General features: G+C 43.6%; 16 protein-coding genes. 11 read left to right on the top strand and 5 right to left on the bottom strand.

All coding sequences use genetic code 11. From position 1 onward, the window contains the following. Nucleotide 1: 1 nt before the first annotated feature. Nucleotides 2–499, bottom strand: coding sequence for a DUF4442 domain-containing protein (locus tag R7Q39_RS15085; protein ID WP_005377418.1), 498 nt, complete (start codon nt 497–499; stop codon nt 2–4). Between the two features lie 371 nt (nt 500–870). On the opposite strand from R7Q39_RS15085, the gene R7Q39_RS15080 reads away from it, so the two are divergent. Together R7Q39_RS15080 and R7Q39_RS15075 are read left to right on the top strand one after the other, a co-directional pair. Beyond that, nucleotides 871–1,929: a 3-deoxy-7-phosphoheptulonate synthase gene (locus R7Q39_RS15080; RefSeq protein ID WP_318076417.1), complete on the top strand. Its 1,059-nt coding sequence runs from the start codon at nt 871–873 to the stop codon at nt 1,927–1,929. 21 nt (nt 1,930–1,950) lie between these two features. Then, nucleotides 1,951–2,433 carry a YajQ family cyclic di-GMP-binding protein gene (locus R7Q39_RS15075; RefSeq protein WP_005377415.1) on the top strand — a complete coding sequence of 161 codons (483 nt, stop codon included), beginning with the start codon at nt 1,951–1,953 and terminating at the stop codon, nt 2,431–2,433. A 102-nt stretch (nt 2,434–2,535) separates the two neighbouring features. Here the strand turns inward: R7Q39_RS15075 and R7Q39_RS15070 are convergent, their stop codons facing one another. Further along, the gene (locus R7Q39_RS15070) at nt 2,536–3,456 is read right to left on the bottom strand and encodes a bifunctional precorrin-2 dehydrogenase/sirohydrochlorin ferrochelatase (RefSeq protein ID WP_005377406.1); all 921 of its coding nucleotides are present in this window, start codon (nt 3,454–3,456) and stop codon (nt 2,536–2,538) included. 460 nt (nt 3,457–3,916) lie between these two features. Here R7Q39_RS15070 and R7Q39_RS15065 point away from each other — a divergent pair, with 460 nt between their 5' ends. The 6 genes from R7Q39_RS15065 to R7Q39_RS15040 all read left to right on the top strand — a co-directional run bounded on the left by R7Q39_RS15065 (nt 3,917) and on the right by R7Q39_RS15040 (nt 9,159). Next, entirely contained in the window at nt 3,917–4,945 is a 1,029-nt protein-coding gene (locus tag R7Q39_RS15065; RefSeq protein ID WP_005377403.1) for an amino acid ABC transporter substrate-binding protein, read from the top strand. Between the two features lie 55 nt (nt 4,946–5,000). Beyond that, on the top strand, nt 5,001–5,144 hold the full coding sequence (locus tag R7Q39_RS15060) for a hypothetical protein (protein WP_186584238.1): 144 nt from the start codon (nt 5,001–5,003) through the stop codon (nt 5,142–5,144). A 19-nt stretch (nt 5,145–5,163) separates the two neighbouring features. After that, nucleotides 5,164–6,369, top strand: coding sequence for an amino acid ABC transporter permease (locus R7Q39_RS15055; protein WP_005377402.1), 1,206 nt, complete (start codon nt 5,164–5,166; stop codon nt 6,367–6,369). 1 nt (nt 6,370) lies between these two features. After that, nucleotides 6,371–7,468: an amino acid ABC transporter permease gene (locus tag R7Q39_RS15050; protein WP_005389988.1), complete on the top strand. Its 1,098-nt coding sequence runs from the start codon at nt 6,371–6,373 to the stop codon at nt 7,466–7,468. A 23-nt stretch (nt 7,469–7,491) separates the two neighbouring features. Next, the gene (locus tag R7Q39_RS15045) at nt 7,492–8,241 is read left to right on the top strand and encodes an amino acid ABC transporter ATP-binding protein (protein ID WP_005377400.1); all 750 of its coding nucleotides are present in this window, start codon (nt 7,492–7,494) and stop codon (nt 8,239–8,241) included. Between the two features lie 249 nt (nt 8,242–8,490). Next, nucleotides 8,491–9,159, top strand: coding sequence for a Bax inhibitor-1/YccA family protein (locus R7Q39_RS15040; RefSeq protein ID WP_186585018.1), 669 nt, complete (start codon nt 8,491–8,493; stop codon nt 9,157–9,159). Nucleotides 9,160–9,235: 76 nt separating this feature from the next. Here the strand turns inward: R7Q39_RS15040 and R7Q39_RS15035 are convergent, their stop codons facing one another. Then, nucleotides 9,236–9,610 (bottom strand): chromosome partitioning protein ParB, encoded by a 375-nt coding sequence (locus R7Q39_RS15035; RefSeq protein ID WP_005377398.1) that lies wholly within the window; start codon nt 9,608–9,610, stop codon nt 9,236–9,238. Between the two features lie 408 nt (nt 9,611–10,018). On the opposite strand from R7Q39_RS15035, the gene R7Q39_RS15030 reads away from it, so the two are divergent. Next, entirely contained in the window at nt 10,019–10,348 is a 330-nt protein-coding gene (locus R7Q39_RS15030) for a TusE/DsrC/DsvC family sulfur relay protein (protein WP_005377396.1), read from the top strand. A 2-nt stretch (nt 10,349–10,350) separates the two neighbouring features. Here the strand turns inward: R7Q39_RS15030 and yccX are convergent, their stop codons facing one another. Further along, nucleotides 10,351–10,623: an acylphosphatase gene (gene yccX / locus R7Q39_RS15025; protein WP_017634611.1), complete on the bottom strand. Its 273-nt coding sequence runs from the start codon at nt 10,621–10,623 to the stop codon at nt 10,351–10,353. Between the two features lie 90 nt (nt 10,624–10,713). Here yccX and R7Q39_RS15020 point away from each other — a divergent pair, with 90 nt between their 5' ends. Together R7Q39_RS15020 and R7Q39_RS15015 are read left to right on the top strand one after the other, a co-directional pair. Continuing rightward, the gene (locus R7Q39_RS15020) at nt 10,714–12,117 is read left to right on the top strand and encodes a methyl-accepting chemotaxis protein (RefSeq protein ID WP_017821867.1); all 1,404 of its coding nucleotides are present in this window, start codon (nt 10,714–10,716) and stop codon (nt 12,115–12,117) included. Between the two features lie 160 nt (nt 12,118–12,277). Next, nucleotides 12,278–13,471 (top strand): class I SAM-dependent methyltransferase, encoded by a 1,194-nt coding sequence (locus R7Q39_RS15015; protein ID WP_054579311.1) that lies wholly within the window; start codon nt 12,278–12,280, stop codon nt 13,469–13,471. 52 nt (nt 13,472–13,523) lie between these two features. Here the strand turns inward: R7Q39_RS15015 and R7Q39_RS15010 are convergent. Continuing rightward, on the bottom strand, nt 13,524–17,105 hold a 3,582-nt coding region (locus tag R7Q39_RS15010; RefSeq protein WP_206954803.1), incomplete at its 5' end, for a VWA domain-containing protein.

The raw sequence follows: 17,105 nt of genomic DNA, 5'->3' as shown, positions 1-17,105 counted from the left end.
ACTAGGCAGCCTCTTTTCTTTGTTGGGCTGCTTTTTTTATCGAAAGAGTAAGCGAGAATTCAGCCATTGGCTCGTCACCATGTAAGTTAGGACACAGCGCGACAATTTTTACGTCACGATTTACTCGTTCACCCGTTGCCAAGGTGTGCTCGAGCATCTCATCAATGACATGACCATCATTGCAAACAAAGTGCACATCGGCTTCCGGGCGCTTTAAAAACTCGGCTTTCACACCTTTAAATGCTAGCGAGATCGCTTCTCCCTTTTCTTGCGCTTTACTCATAGCAAGAAAACCACCAGCAACATCAGCGCCAACGGCTAAAGCGCCGAAATACATGCTATTCAGGTGGTTCTTCGTCCTTCTGCGCAATGGGATACGAACCTCAACATGCTTGCTATCTATCGCAATGATTTTAGGGTGGCAAAGCCAAATCAGCGGCACTTTTGAAAAGCCAAACAGATTTAGATACAAATTCGCACGACGTAGAGCTGATAACATTTTGGTCTCCTTACCAATCTAGTCAGACCAGTTAATCAACGAAAGAAATAGATGTCAAAGAAATGTTAACAAAAGTCGATCTCACGAGTTATTTAACCTTCAGGAAGTGACGGTGTCACCCGTGAGGTATGAAGTTTATCGCAGTTACTTAGGTTACCTTACAGCGAGATAGATAAAATGGTTATAAATTCAAATGTATATATATTGATTTAATGATCAAGTTTTGTCATTTATACATAAGTCATTTAAATGAATACCTACACCTTTGTATACAATTCGGTATTTCCTGGCGAAGATTCCCGTGAAACGGTTTATTCCTGCCTGTAATTCCGTTATCTTTACCCCTTCGCAATAGAGAATAAAGCTATAACATGCCTATAAAAACAGATGAATTGAGAACCCAACCTTTGGGTCCAATGCCTACCCCAGCAGAGCTAGGTAGTGTACATCCTATTACGGATGACGTTGCAGACCGTATCGCTCAATCTCGTCGTCAGATTGAAAACATTTTATCGGGTGAAGACGATCGCCTTCTTGCGATTGTAGGTCCGTGTTCTGTTCACGACACTGAAGCTGCCATTGATTACGCCACTCGCCTGAGTGAAATCCAAGACAAGTACAAAGACGAACTGTTTATCGTGATGCGTACTTACTTTGAAAAGCCTCGTACAGTAGTTGGTTGGAAAGGTTTGATTACGGACCCTAACCTAGATGGTTCTTACGCACTTGAAGCTGGTCTTCATAAAGCTCGTAAACTACTACTGGATATCAACAAGCTTGGTCTTGCGACTGCTACTGAGTTTCTTGATATGATCACTGGCCAATACATCGCGGATTTGATCACTTGGGGCGCGATTGGTGCTCGCACAACGGAATCACAAATTCACCGTGAAATGGCGTCGGCACTATCTTGCCCAGTTGGTTTCAAAAATGGCACAAATGGCAACGTAAAAATTGCAATTGATGCAATTCGCGCATCGAAAGCATCGCATTACTTCTACTCGCCAGATAAGAACGGTCGAATGACGGTTTACCGCACAAGTGGCAACCCTTACGGTCATATTATTCTGCGCGGTGGAGAAAAAGGCCCTAACTTTGATGAAGCATCAGTCAAACAAGCATGTGGTGCTTTAGCTGAGTTTGGATTGCCACAACGTTTGGTTGTGGATTTCAGCCATGCAAACTGTCAGAAGCAACACAGAAAACAAATCGACGTAGCTCAAGACATTTGTAACCAAATTAAGTCAGGCAGCACTCGTATTGCGGGTATCATGGCTGAAAGCTTTATTCTTGAAGGCAATCAGCCAATGACTGACATCAATAACCTAACGTATGGTCAGTCTATTACAGATCCATGCCTAGGTTGGGAAGACACTGCTACAATGCTAGATATGCTGGCAAGCGCTGTTAAGTCCCGAAAGTCCCTATAACAAAATAATCAAGGAATCTTCATGCCATCGTTTGATATTGTTTCTGAAATCGATACGGTTGAACTACGTAACGCCGTTGATAACGCTAACCGTGAATTGTCTACTCGTTTCGATTTCCGCAACGTAAATGCGAGCTTTGAGCTAGTAGAAGAAAACGTAAAAATGTCTGCGGAAGGTGACTTCCAACTTAAGCAAATGCGCGACATTTTACGCGGCCACTTAGCGAAGCGTAACATTGACGCGAACGCAATGGATGCACAAGACCCAGACGTTACTGGTAAAAACTGGCACCAAACTCTGCTTTTCCGTCAAGGTATTGATACTCCAACGGCGAAAAAAGTAGTGAAACTTATCAAAGACGCAAAGTTAAAAGTACAAGCTTCTATTCAAGGCGACAAAGTACGTGTTACTGGTAAGAAACGCGACGACCTGCAAGCGACAATGGCAGCGATTCGTGAAGCAGAGATGGGTATCCCATTCCAGTTTAACAACTTCCGTGATTAATCAATCTGAGAAGTAAGTAAAAACGCCAGCGCATAATCCGCTGGCGTTTTTTATTGGCTTTTGTGTAACGAACTACGTATCCACTTTTAGCATTTGGCATTGCTAGATAACCAAGTCCTGCCCTTGCAGCAATACGAATTCGCTCGTTCCTTGTGGTATGAACACGCAAATTCGAAGCTTTTCAGCTTTAGCCTTGGCCAGCATATCCGAAAGCTCAGCAGCGCTCGAGAAAGCTTCTCTTTCTGCATCTCTTCGTATTAGTTCTAACACATTCGCTTCACATCGAGTTGAGTACAGAGCCAGCTCCGCTTGTTGCATATAGCGTACGGCTTTTATTGGCAACATCTCAACATCTTTCCCAACATGAACCCAAGTACAACTTCCCTTTTCATCTAAGGGTGTTGCCATGGTCGCTTGGTAAATTGCTTCTAACTCACGATTATCTCGCGCGTTTTCCACCTCGGGATTCGAGAAGAATTGCTCCCAAAACTTGCGGCGTAAATCGACACTAGGCAGCGCCTCTTTAATTGAGTTTCGCTTTGAGTTAGCAAAATCCGCCATCAACCCCATGTTTTGTGGCAGTATCGATTCAAGTTTTTCACGGATGTTTCGAATTAAAACTGGCGAAGCTCCACCACTAGAGATAGCGATTTGGATGCGGCCACGATTAATCATAGACGGCGTGATGAAATCACAATAAGGCTTATCATCCACAACGTTAACCAAGATGCCTAGCTCTTTGGCATCTTTGTACACTTGGTGATTTAGCTCAGGATTGTCTGTCGTCGCCCACACTTGAACAAAGTTTTTAGTGACAATGTCACTCGAATAGAAACGTTGTACCCAGCGCAGTTGATGCTCAGAAGCAAGCTTAGACAGAAAATCAACCAACGTCGGAGAAACGATAGTCACATCCGCCCCAGCCTTTAGCAACGCTTCCACCTTTCGGCTTGCCACCTCACCGCCACCCACGACGAGAACGGGTTTATTAATTAAATCTAAGAACAGAGGAAAATATCGCATTTCAATCCATGATTACTCTAATTAGCTGTTGTAGACCATGCTACCAAAAATGGGGCAAGCTCATCACCCTGTTTCGGTATCACAAATAATTTTTGTTTGAATTTTTACTGAACTTCACCTTGCTCAGCTAATGACAGTTTTAATAACAACTTTTTATTCTTTTGTATTGTTCACTCTTCTATTGATTGTTCTGATGCACCAAATTGTCCATGAATTGCACTATTTACAAACAATTAACATTTAGTCATTCTAAATCTCAAGGCACTTTGTAAGTTCTCTCAAAACTTCATTTAAATTATATATTTGAGAATTAACAGATCCTTTCCTACGCTTATAACTGGTTGATCTATCGAATGCCGTTTCTTCGAAAATCAATCACGTAGGACGATAACTCTAACGAATTGGACACGTTATTTCAGGTCACTCCTGATTAAACATGGATCATACAGGAAGGATACAAATGGCAAATAAACTCACAGTTCTTGCTTCCGTCGTAGCGGCTTCTACTGCGATGATGGCAACATCAGCTCAAGCAGCAGACACTACTCTGGACAAAGTCACAAAACAAGGCTTTCTTACTTGTGGCGTAAGTACCGGTCTACCTGGTTTCTCTAACCCTAACTCAAAAGGCGAATGGGAAGGTATCGACGTAGAATATTGCCAAGCACTGGCTGCAGCTGTTCTTGGGGATAAAACGAAAGTTAAATATGTACCCCTAACCGCAAAAGAACGTTTCACTGCGCTTCAATCTGGTGAGATTGATGTGCTTTCCCGTAACACGACCTGGACTCTCCACCGCGACACTGCACTGGGCCTAAACTTCGTAGGTGTGAACTACTACGACGGTCAAGGTTTTATGGTGAAGAAGGAGCTTGGTATATCAAGTGCTAAAGAGCTTGATGGTGCGTCGGTATGTGTTCAATCAGGTACAACAACCGAGCTAAACCTTGCAGATTATTTCCGCAACCAAGGCATGGCGTACAAACCAGTGGTATTCGACACAGCGGCGCAAACTTCGAAAGGTTTTGATGCGGGACGCTGTGACGTATTAACAACTGACCAATCTGGCCTTTATGCACTACGTTTGAATTTGAAAGATCCGTCCTCTGCGGCCGTTCTTCCAGAAATCATCTCTAAAGAGCCACTAGGTCCAGTCGTTCGTCAAGGCGATGATCAATGGTTTAACATCGCTAAGTGGACATTGTCTGCGATGATTAACGCTGAAGAATACGGTATTAGTTCGAAGAATGCGGATGAAATGCTGAAGTCAACAGATCCAAACATCAAGCGTATCCTTGGTGTTGATGGCCCTAAAGGCAAAGGGTTGGGTATCCGCGACGATTGGGGCTACCAGGTTATCAAACAAGTTGGTAACTATGGTGAAAGCTTCGAACGTACAGTCGGTACTGGTTCGCCGTTAGAAATCTCTCGTGGCGTTAATGCGCTATGGAATGCAGGCGGCTTTATGTACGCGCCACCAATCCGATAGAAAGAGTTAATCAGGGCGGTTCATGCCGCCCTTTTTCTTGATTATATCTCACTGTATGAGTAAGGATCGCTCATTGGATGGCGAAAAGCGCTCGCTTGGTGGAACGGCTTTAAAGGTTCGTAAGTCACCAGACATGGGAGCGTTATTCTTTAGCCAGCAAGGACGAAACTTCTTTATACAGGCCGATATCTATAACTAAGGTTTGAGGTTATCGCTGTATGAAACCGACACAAGATGCATCGCCAAGTACGATGTCCAAACCAAGCGGAAGCAAGAGCCTGATTTATAATCCTGCCTTTCGTTCTGCTATTTTCCAGATCATTGCCATTGCTGCACTGGTATTTTTCTTTTACACGATTGTAAACAACGCTCTCAATAACTTAGATGCTCGTGGTATTGCAACGGGCTTCGGTTTTCTGAATCAAGAAGCCGGATTTGGTATTGGGTTAACATTAATTGAATACGATGAAACGTACTCTTACGGTAGAACATTTATCATCGGCCTTCTTAATACGGCGTTAGTCTCCGTATTAGGTATTATTCTGGCTACTGTGATTGGCTTTACCATGGGGGTTGCCCGCCTTTCTTCTAACTGGTTAGTTAGTCGTTTAGCGGCAGTTTATATCGAAACTTTCCGAAATATCCCCCTTCTTCTGCAAATATTCTTCTGGTATTTCGCTGTTCTTCAAGCATTACCCTCACCACGCCAAAGCTTAAGTCTTGGTGAAGCTATTTTCTTGAACGTTCGTGGCTTATATTTCCCTGCACCGACTATGGAACCTGGCAGTAGCTACGTTATTGCCGCGTTAATCTTCGGGGTAATCGCAAGCTTATTAATTAATGTATGGGCGAATAATAAGCAACGTCTCACTGGGCAACAAACCCCAATGGGAAGAATAGTTTTGGGTTTAGTTGTTGGCCTTCCATTGGTTGTGTACTTCCTTGCTGGTATGCCAATTTCACTGAATTATCCTGAACTAAAAGGGTTTAACTTCCGAGGTGGTATTAGCATTATTCCTGAATTGGCCGCGCTACTTTTGGCATTGAGTGTTTATACAGCTTCTTTCATTGCTGAGATTGTGCGCTCTGGTATTAATGCGGTTAGCCATGGTCAAACCGAAGCAGCGATGTCGCTAGGCTTACCACGCTCGAAAACTTTAAAGCTTGTTGTCATTCCTCAAGCGTTACGAATTATTATTCCACCTTTAACCAGTCAATATCTCAACCTCACCAAAAACTCATCGTTAGCGATGGCGATTGGTTACCCAGATCTTGTCTCTGTGTTTGCTGGTACTACCCTGAACCAAACGGGACAAGCGATTGAGATCATTGCGATGACGATGGGCGTGTACTTGACATTAAGTCTGATTACGTCTGCATTAATGAACTTGTATAACCGTAAAGTCGCGCTGGTGGAGAGATAATATGAGTACTCATCAATTTCAACCGGATCTCCCACCACCCGCCAATACTGTAGGCTTCGTTGGTTGGATGCGGAAAAATCTATTTAATGGCCCTATCAATTCCATTGTTACTGTCATTCTTGCGTATATTGTCGTAACTGCAATATGGTATATCGTGGATTGGGCGTTTATTAACGCAGACTGGATTGGCTCAACGCGTGACGACTGTAGCCGAGATGGTGCTTGCTGGGTATTTATCAGCGTGCGCTGGGAGCAGTTCATGTATGGTTTTTATCCAGAGTCCGAACTATGGCGCCCTCGCCTTTTCTATATCACATTAGCCATATTTACCGTTTTACTCGCGTATGAGAAGACACCGAAACGGATGTGGATTTGGCTTTTCTTCGTAAACATCTATCCATTCATCATCGCTGGGCTGTTATACGGGGGTGTCTTTGGACTAGAAGTGGTCGATACACACAAATGGGGTGGATTACTCGTTACGCTCATTATTGCGTTAGTTGGTATCGTAGTTTCACTGCCAATTGGTGTGGTGCTTGCGCTTGGTAGACGTTCAGAGATGCCGATCATTCGCAGCATTTGTACCGTCTACATTGAAGTTTGGCGTGGCGTTCCGCTTATTACGGTTTTGTTCATGGCTTCGGTTATGCTTCCATTGTTTATGTCTGAAGGTTCAGAGACAGATAAACTGATTCGCGCCCTTATCGGTGTGGTTATGTTTGCCTCCGCTTACATGGCAGAAGTGGTACGCGGTGGTCTACAAGCCATTCCGAAAGGTCAATATGAAGCCGCTGATGCGCTTGGGTTAAGTTACTGGAAAAAGACTGGGCTTATTATCTTGCCACAGGCGCTAAAGATTACTATTCCTTCTATCGTGAACACCTTTATCGGTTTGTTTAAAGACACCAGTTTAGTACTCATCATTGGCATGTTTGACGTACTCGGTATAGGACAAGCAGCAAATACCGACCCTGAATGGTTAGGTTTTGCTACTGAAAGTTATGTATTTGTCGCGTTAGTGTTTTGGGTATTTTGTTTTGGCATGTCACGCTATTCGATATGGCTTGAAAACAAACTTCATACCGGTCACAAACGATAACTCATCAAGATCAAGGACGTATTATGACGCAACAACAAGATTACATGATCCAATTGAAGGACATGAATAAATGGTATGGTGAGTTTCACGTACTAAAAAATATTAACCTCGACGTTAAGCGCGGCGAGAAAATCGTTATCTGTGGCCCATCTGGGTCGGGAAAATCAACGATGATTCGCTGTATTAACCGCCTTGAAGAACACCAAGCAGGCAGCATTTACGTCTCTGGTACGGAATTAACTGAAGACTTAAAGAACATTGAAGCAGTACGCCGAGAAGTGGGCATGTGCTTTCAACACTTTAATCTCTTCCCTCATTTAACCGTACTGGAAAACTGTACGCTCGCGCCTATCTGGGTGAAGAAGATGCCAAAAGATGAGGCAGAAGCAGTTGCGATGAAATATCTGGAACGTGTAAAAATTCCAGACCAAGCGGAGAAGTATCCCGGTCAGCTGTCTGGTGGCCAGCAACAACGTGTGGCGATTGCTCGCTCTTTGTGTATGAACCCTAAAGTCATGCTTTTTGATGAGCCAACATCTGCACTCGACCCGGAAATGGTTCGCGAAGTACTGGATGTAATGGTCGAACTCGCCGAGGAAGGCATGACTATGCTATGTGTGACACATGAAATGGGCTTTGCTAAAGAGGTTGCCGATCGCGTGATATTCATGGACGCAGGAGAGATCATCGAAGAAAACAACCCGGTCGACTTCTTTGAGAATCCTCAATCGGATAGGACCCAAAACTTCCTAGCGCAAATCTTACACCACTAAGATTTAGCCGAATCGACATAAAAAAGCACTGGTTTCTATGAAGCCAGTGCTTTTTGTTACTAAATTCAAAAATCCGTGTGAGAATCAACATAGCTATGCTAGGCAGTAATATTGTGTTACAAGTTGCCAAATACATAACATCTTATTTCCATTATCATTTTATCTAGGATATGCATGAAAAGGGCTTGATTTTTTGAACTTTCAGCCCCATAAATGTACCAATAGTAAACTCCCTTATTGAGGATAATTATGAACAGTCCAATGTTTACTCGTTCAACAAGTGTTCCTAATACACTAGAAACTAACAAAGTACTGAAAAACACTTACTTCCTACTGTCGATGACACTGATGACCAGTGCTATCGCAGCAGTCGCGACTATGGCAATGCAAATTTCACCAATCATGGCAATTGTGATGCAGCTTGCAGCGATTGGTATTTTGTTCTTTGTTATGCCAAAGGCAATCAACTCATCATCTGGTATCGTTTGGACATTCGTTTTCACGACTCTAATGGGTGGTGCTTTAGGTCCAATGCTTAACTACTACGCATCAATTCCAAACGGTCCTACTATCATTGCTCAAGCTCTAGGTTTGACTGGTATGGTGTTCCTTGGCCTATCGGCTTACACCATTTCAAGCAAGAAAGATTTCTCTTTCATGCGCAACTTCCTGATGGCGGGTTTGATCATTGTGATCGTTGCAGCGCTGATTAACATCTTCGTTGCTTCAACAATGGCTCACCTAGTAATCAGCAGTGTTTCTGCACTCGTGTTCTCTGGTTTCATCCTATTCGATACAAGTCGTATCGTTCGTGGCGAAGAGACAAACTACATCAGTGCAACAATTTCGATGTACCTAAACATCCTTAACTTGTTCACTAGTCTACTAAGCATTCTAGGTATTATGAACGACGATTAATCGTTTCTCGTTAAGTAGAATAAAAAAGCCCGAAGGTAATTCCTTCGGGCTTTTTCTTTGTGTGCAATTCAGTGTATTACGCCTGCTCTACTGACAACTCGATAACTTCGTCAGCTTCTGGATTTTCTCTAAAGCGTCTCACTTTGATCGTTTCCTCTCCTAACATGATTTGCTTGGCGATTCGGTGCATACCGTCAAAAACACGATAGTCACTGGTTAAGATTACCGGATACGACAAATCAGCATTGTTGATTCGTTGGCAATGTTTTGCAATTTCACGGCAGGTTGGCTGTGGCCCTTCATGACTAAACCAAGTCACTTCATTTGGGCCTTTGATATCATCAATCGAAATTTCTTCTACAGGTAAGGATTCTGCAAGTTGCCAAATACGCTCGATGGACCAAGTGGATTTTACATTGTCATTAATCTCAATGTAACGTTGTTTCGACATGACTAACTCCTTGTCATCATTGTTGTTTCTAACCTGAATACAGGCTTTCATTAATCCAATGAGAATATCGGTCTATGAAAACAAACACAACGTTGTCAGCTATTCATTCACCCATAAAATCCCATAATCAGACAAGTAGCCAAGAAAAAACCAAAACAAAAATGAATAAGCCTGGATATCCATGCAATTTCGTTGGTACTCACCCCGTAAAATTTCTAACAAACTGAATAGTTTCCTATTTATTTGAATAAAAGAGCATTTATATCAAAGTGCCTAGCTCAGTCAAAAACACTCACCATTTTGTACGCTTTTGCTTCGCTCGGCACTACTTCGAGATTCTTTTGTTGAGAACATTCTCGGCTGTCGCTAATCTATAAACATCCATGTTTACTTAACGGATAAAACGTTATGTTCGTTTACAACGGCAAAGAAATTGAAACGGATGCTCAAGGCTACTTATTGGATCATACTCAATGGGAAGAAGGTATGATTGAGCTTTTAGCAAAAGAAGAAGACATCGAGCTTACGGATGCTCATTTGGAAGTTGTGCATTTTGTGCGAGACTTTTATGAAGAGTTTAATACCTCCCCTGCAGTGCGTATGCTTGTGAAAGCGATGGAAAAAGCGCACGGCCCGGAAAAAGGTAACAGTAAGTATCTATTCAAGCTGTTTAAAAAGGGGCCAGCCAAACAAGCAACCAAATTAGCCGGCCTACCAAAGCCAGCTAAATGCTTGTAGATTCATAAAATTTTAAAACCGCGTAACGGCTTATACGACGCAGGCTCCTGCATCACATGCTCTACTGTTGCCGTTCGCGGTCCTTCTTGTAACCATTCCGAAAACGCAACTATTTGCGCGTCTGTTCCACACGCCATCACTTCAACATCACCATTGTTTAGGTTCTTCGCATAACCTGTTAACCCTAGCTTCAATCCTTGATGGGAAGTATGGTAACGAAAGCCCACGCCTTGAACATGACCTTTTACTATAAATCTCTCACACTTTACGTTCATCTTTGTACCGCTTCTTTTTACTGAGTGATATATTCTTTTCGTCTATTCACCCCACTAAGGATAGTGGGTTTTTGCACGGTTATTATAATTATGAAAGAAATTCCATTCCGCTGGATTGATAAGTATCTCATTCACTTAAAGATTCAAGAAAAGTTCTATTTGCTCTTCGTTCTCCCTCTTCTTGCTTTAGTCATTCTCACTCTCGTCCTTAATAGCGCGGCTAATACACTGATCTCAAGTATGTACCAAGAAGAGCTCATGCTTATGAAAGGTCTGATAGAGGCAGGCAACCTTTCTCAATCTCAAGTAGCAAGCCTCATAGCGGGTTCAGAAACCGTTTCTATTGGCTCTGGTTCGCAATCCGTGTCTGTTTTAAATGGTGCGTACAGTTTGGTTGCGAACCATGAACTTTCTTTATGGACTGCCCTATCAACGACTCAAGTGAGCATCATCTGTGTGAGCTTGTTTATTCTCGCTCTTGGCGTTTACTACATCATGACGTTTATTGGCGGCGCGATGTTCACGATGAACAAAGCATTAAACACCCTTGCGGGTGGCGACTTAACTGCGAGAATGAACTTCTTCCCTGTTCGCGACGAGTTTAGTGAAATTGCTATTACGATAGACAAAGTTGCAGAACGAGAGCAACAAATGGTGCTGTCGATTCAAGAGTCTGTGGCGTTAATGCAACAAATTAGCTCAGACCTGAATCAATCGATTCATCACAGTTCAGATATTTCAGCGACTCAGCAGGAACACCTCAACTCTCTTGCGAGTGCAACTGAACAGATGGCATCAACGATTCGAGAAGTCGCGACACTAGCTCACGATTCAAGCACGCAAACCGATGATGCGCGAAACGTGGCTCAGTCTGGACAAGTGAAAGTTGAGAATACGCTTCACTCGATTTCGAACCTTTCTAATGAGATTCAATCTGCGTCTCAAGCCGTTGCCGAGTTAGATGCCAATGCAGCACAAATTGATGAAGTCGTGACAACCATCAATGGGATCTCCGAGCAAACCAACCTACTTGCTCTGAACGCGGCTATTGAAGCTGCACGTGCTGGAGAACAAGGTCGTGGATTTGCGGTCGTTGCGGATGAGGTTCGCGCTCTTGCGGGACGCACTCAGCAAGCGACAGTGGAAATCCAAACGATGATTGAATCGTTACAGCGTAACAGTCAGTCACTTACTAAGCTGATGGAAGTGACAGTTAATAACGCAAATGAGGGACAAAACCTCATGACGGAAGTGAATCACGAAATCGGCTCTTTGGCAGATAAAAATCAAACTATCTCCGACAGTAGCATTCAAATTGCAACAGCAGCTGAAGAGCAAGGTGTAGTCGCGGACAATATCGCCTCAAGCGTTGAAGAAATTCGAGTTCAAGCAGATAACGTGTGCAATATGATAAGCACGACTTCACAAAACGTTGATCAACTGCGTAAGCAAAGCGACACAATGGAAGCACTACTTACTGGACTTAAAGCATAGCAACGGAATCTATTACAGCAAATTCAATAAAAGGGTCACTTTAGTGACCTTTTTTGTATTTAAAAGTCACTACAATGTACTGGATTGCCGAGGGATATTGCTTTTACCATTTACATCCCGGACAATACGCCCCTTTCAAAATTCAACAAGAGCTAATGAAATGACAGCTGCTATCTATTTGGTTAAAGGTCGTGAGAAATCGGTCAAGCGCAAGCACCCTTGGATCTTCTCTCGAGGCATCAACAAAGTTGAGGGCGAACCTGCTCTTGGCGAAACGGTTGATGTATTCACTCACGACGGTAAATGGCTAGCTAAGGCGGCATATTCGCCAGCTTCACAAATTCGTGCTCGTATTTGGAGTTTTGATAAAGAAGAAATCGACACCGCGTTTTTCGTTAAACGACTTAAAGACGCACAACTTCTTCGTGAAGACATTATCAAACGTGATGGCCTTACGGGTTATCGCCTTATCGCAGCAGAGTCTGACGGCTTACCTGGCGTTACGATCGACCGTTACCAAAATTTCTTTGTGTGCCAACTTCTCAGTGCTGGCGCAGAACACAATAAGCAGGCTATTGTTGACGCTCTGGTTGAGTGCTTCCCTGATTGTAATGTGTACGAGCGCTCTGACGTGGCCGTTCGTAAAAAAGAAGGTTTAAAAGAGAGCACGGGCGTTTTGCATGGCGAAGAGCCACCTAAATCGGTCGTCATCGAAGAAAATGGCGTAAAGATTAGTGTAGATATCGTTGGCGGACACAAAACAGGTTTCTACCTAGATCAACGTGATAGTCGCCAGCAAGCGATGAAATATATGAAAGGCAAAGAAGTTCTTAACTGCTTCTCTTACACAGGTGGCTTCGGACTTTACGCTCTAAAAGGTGATGCAAAGCGTGTGATTAACGCTGACGTGTCGCAACCTGCTTTAGATACCGCAAAATTCAACGCAGAGCTAAACGATTTTGATATTTCGAAGAAGCGTGCCGTGTTCCTAAATGCAGACGTGTTTAAGCTGCTTCGTGAGTATCGTGATCAAGGAACTCAGTTCGATGTGGTTATTATGGACCCACCGAAGTTCGCAGAGAGCAAAGCACAACTAAACGGTGCATGTCGTGGTTACAAAGACATCAACATGCTAGCAATGCAAATTCTAAAACCGGGCGGCACTCTACTGACCTACTCGTGCTCTGGCTTGATGGATCAAGTTCTGTTCCAGAAAATCATCGCTGATGCAGCCGTAGACGCTAACCGCCAAGTAAAGTTTGTGGAGCGTTTTGAGCAAGCCGCTGACCACCCAACCGATACAGCATATCCAGAAGGCTTCTACTTAAAAGGTTTTGCATGTAAAGTGCTTTAGGCTACGAATAAGTAAGACAAAGCAGAAGAAAAGGGCCTACTGGCCCTTTTCATTATGGCTCTAAGTTAACCTTAGTTAGTGCGGATAACACATCTCTCTCAAAGTCCGCATTTCCCACGATTAAATCACTAAACTCTGTCGCCCCGTTTTCTATTACGATAGTTTGAATTGAGTTTCCATCGTTATGGGTTATTTCTAGAGATAAGTCATCGCCATCAATGTTCAAGTCAATACTATTAAGAAGTTCTTCTATCGTATTGTGCCCTGCATCTTCAACGACTTCACTCAGATCTAAGGTGTCCAAATCTCTCTCAAAACCTCTAATTAGATCTGTTCCTGTATCCAAGGAGTCGTTGACCCATTTAAAGACATCTGCCTCGTTATCATTACCGATCAAGATGTCATGACTTACGTCTACTTCAGCTTCAATAATATTTGCAGAGCCATTACTTGAAGCATTTACTCCTCCGTTTTCATCAATAACGAATTGCAGGGTATTCTCACTTTGATCGCCATCGTTATCCGTCAATACATAATCGAAGTCTAACGTTTCAACTGTATCACCCACTGCACCATAAAATGCATACGCACCATCGTTTAGGTCGATTTCCAGAGTATGTTTGCTGTCGATATAGATAGTAAGCTGCATCGTTGTGTCGTCAAATGCATGCGAAATACCATCGTTATTGTCAGTTACTATTAGGTCTGTACCATCAAACGAATAAGTGACACCGTCATGTTCTATTTCGCTAATATAACCACCATCTGCACCAATACCTGTATCTGGAGAAGTGGTATACATCAAGTTCCCCCCAACAGGTTGAATCACTGACTGCAACATAACCGGAGGTAATTGAGTTACGTCAGGAACCACAACACCATCAAGGTCTTGATTCAAAAAGCCATCATATGCTACGCGATCTAATTGCTCCGGCATAAGATTAACGCCCATACCATACGCTAGGGCTGTTATCTGATTATCAGGATCGGTTAGGTGATCAATCCAACTCTGCTCGCGAGCGTCGTTTATAAATGATGACGCAGGGTTTGGCTGACCATCTGACAAGAAGTAACTAACATTCGACGCACTGGTTAACTTACCTACATCATCCCATGACTGTTTTGCTTCATTTAGCGCGTTGTTATAGTTAGTCGCGCCACCCGCAGTTAGCGTCTCAATATACGCTTTGGCCTCCTCGACCGTCAGCCACGTCGCAGCACCTATAGCGTAAGTGGATGCTGTACTGCTATAAGTAATAATTTGAACTCGCGTTTGACCGATAGACTCATATTGATTCAATAACTGAGTTGCCGAATCTTTCATTATCTGCAAGCGATTATCCGTTCGCATAGAACCCGAGACATCCATTATGAGCTGAACGTTGGCACTTTCTTTAGTTTCTGCAACTACATCGTGAATAATAGATGCAGAATCTGGTGAGTCATCTTCCACAATAACGTTGACCGTTGTGGAGTTAGTAAGGCCACGAGCATTCGAGACAAGCACAGGCACCTCAATATTTAAGGTGTCTTCTCCAGATGGGTTGGAGTGATCAATCGGACCAAGAAGCTCCGTAGATACCACTCCAGTATCATTGACTGATATTTTGATAACCTCTTCACCGTTCGCTGAACCGATAAGCATTTGGTCGTTATTTGATAACGTCCACGTTACAGAGATCCCGTTACTAGTAAGAGCTGTAGATGGTTCACTGAGCGTAACAGAATCAACGGTTTGACCCAGCGTCAATTGTTCTACATCAGAACTCGAGTCAGTTGTGTCATCAAAGCCGTTTAGAGCAGAGTCATCAGCAATGGCGTTGCTTAAGCCTTCCTCAGAAACGTTTAGTGTTACACCTTCTACGATTGGTGGGGCGTAAGGGTTGACAGAAAAGTACCCCGTTTTACTGTCGCCATCATTATCAGTAATAGTGTAGTTAAAATCGATATCCCCATCGCCATAAGGTGAGGTCAAAGGCAAGTATTGGAAGAACTCCCATTTTCCAGTGCTAGGTGTAAGTTGAACTTCGAATGCAAGCTCTCCATCAGCCTCTGCAATCAGTCTATTAGAGTTTTGTGGATCGACGTATATCAACACGTCTTTACCATCTAGAGTCTCTAAACCAGCCTCACCTCCATTTAAGACTATAGAACCAGGGCCATCAGCTCCATATACAGCACCGAGGTTCCCATCCGCACTAGCAATTGGCACGCCAGAGTACGCACCTGTAAAGGTTATTGATTTAACGGTAAAGTCACTGTTGTCTTCAGTATCCGGGCCATTGCCATTACTGGTCGCCTCGAGGATGATTTTATCAAAGCCTCCCTGTTGAACATTGAAATTTGCCGCGTAATCACCACTGCTTGCGTCAGAGCTGAACGATTGCTGAGCAATTAATACACCATCTCTATAAAAAGATGCGATTCCTTTCTCAAGTTCACCACCAAACATTTTCTCAAATTCTATTTCTGCTCCGTAAGCAACTTTATTGCCTAAGTCTATGATTAACTGCTCTGATACACCCTCATTACCCGCGAATCGATAATCGACTTCGTTTTCTAATTGGAAGCCGTTGTTACCAGAACTTTTAACGCCAATCCCTTCTGATGATTGATTGATTTCAGCTGTTCCCAGCATCACAGATTCGTCAGACACAAAACCGTTTGCAGTCACAACAACGTCCCCAAATGTTCGACTGGTTGCATCTGCCTCACTTCCTGCAAAATCTATGCGCCCTGTCAGAACGTTAGGTGCACCAGTAAGCGACACATCGACGGGTTGAACAACAACAGGCACGTATGGGCAATCATCTTCAACGGCCACATTTAAGCTTTGAGATGTTGTTGTTTGTCCATCACTTACAGAAATCTGTAAATCAAAGTTGATGATGTCTTCCACATCATTAACAGGATGATCAAGTGGCTCAAACAGAGTAATAGTATAGTCCCAAGAGCCTTGACCTGAAGCTGAAGGCTCGCTCAGCACAACAGTAGCAACAACGCTCAGGTGAGCAGTTTTCGCAGTCAGCGTTTGAGTACTGTTGTCCCACGTCCACGATATAGGCTCCCCTCCTGATGTTAGGTTGTTAGGACCTGCCAATACCACTGAAACATTCGCCGTGTCTGGATCGGCAACTGTGAATGTTCCTGAGAAACTTGCGGAGTTAGTAGTGTCTGAAGGTGATCCTGTATTATCAGGGATACCATTAGCTAAACCTTCTTCCGAAACAACTGCATTCACAACATTTGAAATAGAAGGAGGAGCATCATTATCAATAATCGTTGCCGTACCGGTATCGCTGCCTTGCACTGCACCAATGCCGGTTACTGTCACGCTGAAATCTTCAGGGCCTTCATAAACAGCGTCATCAATGGAAGCGATACGCACATCAAACTCAGTTTGCCCTGCTGGCACGGTCACCACACCATCGTTTGGCACTGTCACCCAACCACTTCCGGTGTTGTATTCCAAGGTACCTAAGTCACCGGCTTCGGTGTCACCCAAGTTCAGGCCTAGTTCGACTTGAACTGTAGACTCGGCGGCGTTCGACAACGTTACTTTGAAGTTCGCTGTGTCACCCTCATTAATGGTGCCAGCATCTGAAATAGTCACGCTTGGACGGTCATCATCTGG

Source organism: Vibrio sp. 947, assembly GCF_033339115.1.
Classification (GTDB): domain Bacteria; phylum Pseudomonadota; class Gammaproteobacteria; order Enterobacterales; family Vibrionaceae; genus Vibrio; species Vibrio alginolyticus.
The sequence above is the reverse complement of the archived record's forward strand: the minus strand, read 5'-3'. Positions and strand labels throughout refer to the sequence as shown.

What these genes read in the sequence shown, in the direction of transcription:
- R7Q39_RS15085 (WP_005377418.1), bottom strand. Translation starts at nt 499, where the DNA reads ATGTTATCAGCTCTACGTCGTGCGAATTTGTATCTAAATCTGTTTGGC.
- R7Q39_RS15080 (WP_318076417.1), top strand. Translation starts at nt 871, where the DNA reads ATGCCTATAAAAACAGATGAATTGAGAACCCAACCTTTGGGTCCAATG.
- R7Q39_RS15075 (WP_005377415.1), top strand. Translation starts at nt 1,951, where the DNA reads ATGCCATCGTTTGATATTGTTTCTGAAATCGATACGGTTGAACTACGT.
- R7Q39_RS15070 (WP_005377406.1), bottom strand. Translation starts at nt 3,456, where the DNA reads ATGCGATATTTTCCTCTGTTCTTAGATTTAATTAATAAACCCGTTCTC.
- R7Q39_RS15065 (WP_005377403.1), top strand. Translation starts at nt 3,917, where the DNA reads ATGGCAAATAAACTCACAGTTCTTGCTTCCGTCGTAGCGGCTTCTACT.
- R7Q39_RS15060 (WP_186584238.1), top strand. Translation starts at nt 5,001, where the DNA reads ATGAGTAAGGATCGCTCATTGGATGGCGAAAAGCGCTCGCTTGGTGGA.
- R7Q39_RS15055 (WP_005377402.1), top strand. Translation starts at nt 5,164, where the DNA reads ATGAAACCGACACAAGATGCATCGCCAAGTACGATGTCCAAACCAAGC.
- R7Q39_RS15050 (WP_005389988.1), top strand. Translation starts at nt 6,371, where the DNA reads ATGAGTACTCATCAATTTCAACCGGATCTCCCACCACCCGCCAATACT.
- R7Q39_RS15045 (WP_005377400.1), top strand. Translation starts at nt 7,492, where the DNA reads ATGACGCAACAACAAGATTACATGATCCAATTGAAGGACATGAATAAA.
- R7Q39_RS15040 (WP_186585018.1), top strand. Translation starts at nt 8,491, where the DNA reads ATGAACAGTCCAATGTTTACTCGTTCAACAAGTGTTCCTAATACACTA.
- R7Q39_RS15035 (WP_005377398.1), bottom strand. Translation starts at nt 9,610, where the DNA reads ATGTCGAAACAACGTTACATTGAGATTAATGACAATGTAAAATCCACT.
- R7Q39_RS15030 (WP_005377396.1), top strand. Translation starts at nt 10,019, where the DNA reads ATGTTCGTTTACAACGGCAAAGAAATTGAAACGGATGCTCAAGGCTAC.
- yccX (WP_017634611.1), bottom strand. Translation starts at nt 10,623, where the DNA reads ATGAACGTAAAGTGTGAGAGATTTATAGTAAAAGGTCATGTTCAAGGC.
- R7Q39_RS15020 (WP_017821867.1), top strand. Translation starts at nt 10,714, where the DNA reads ATGAAAGAAATTCCATTCCGCTGGATTGATAAGTATCTCATTCACTTA.
- R7Q39_RS15015 (WP_054579311.1), top strand. Translation starts at nt 12,278, where the DNA reads ATGACAGCTGCTATCTATTTGGTTAAAGGTCGTGAGAAATCGGTCAAG.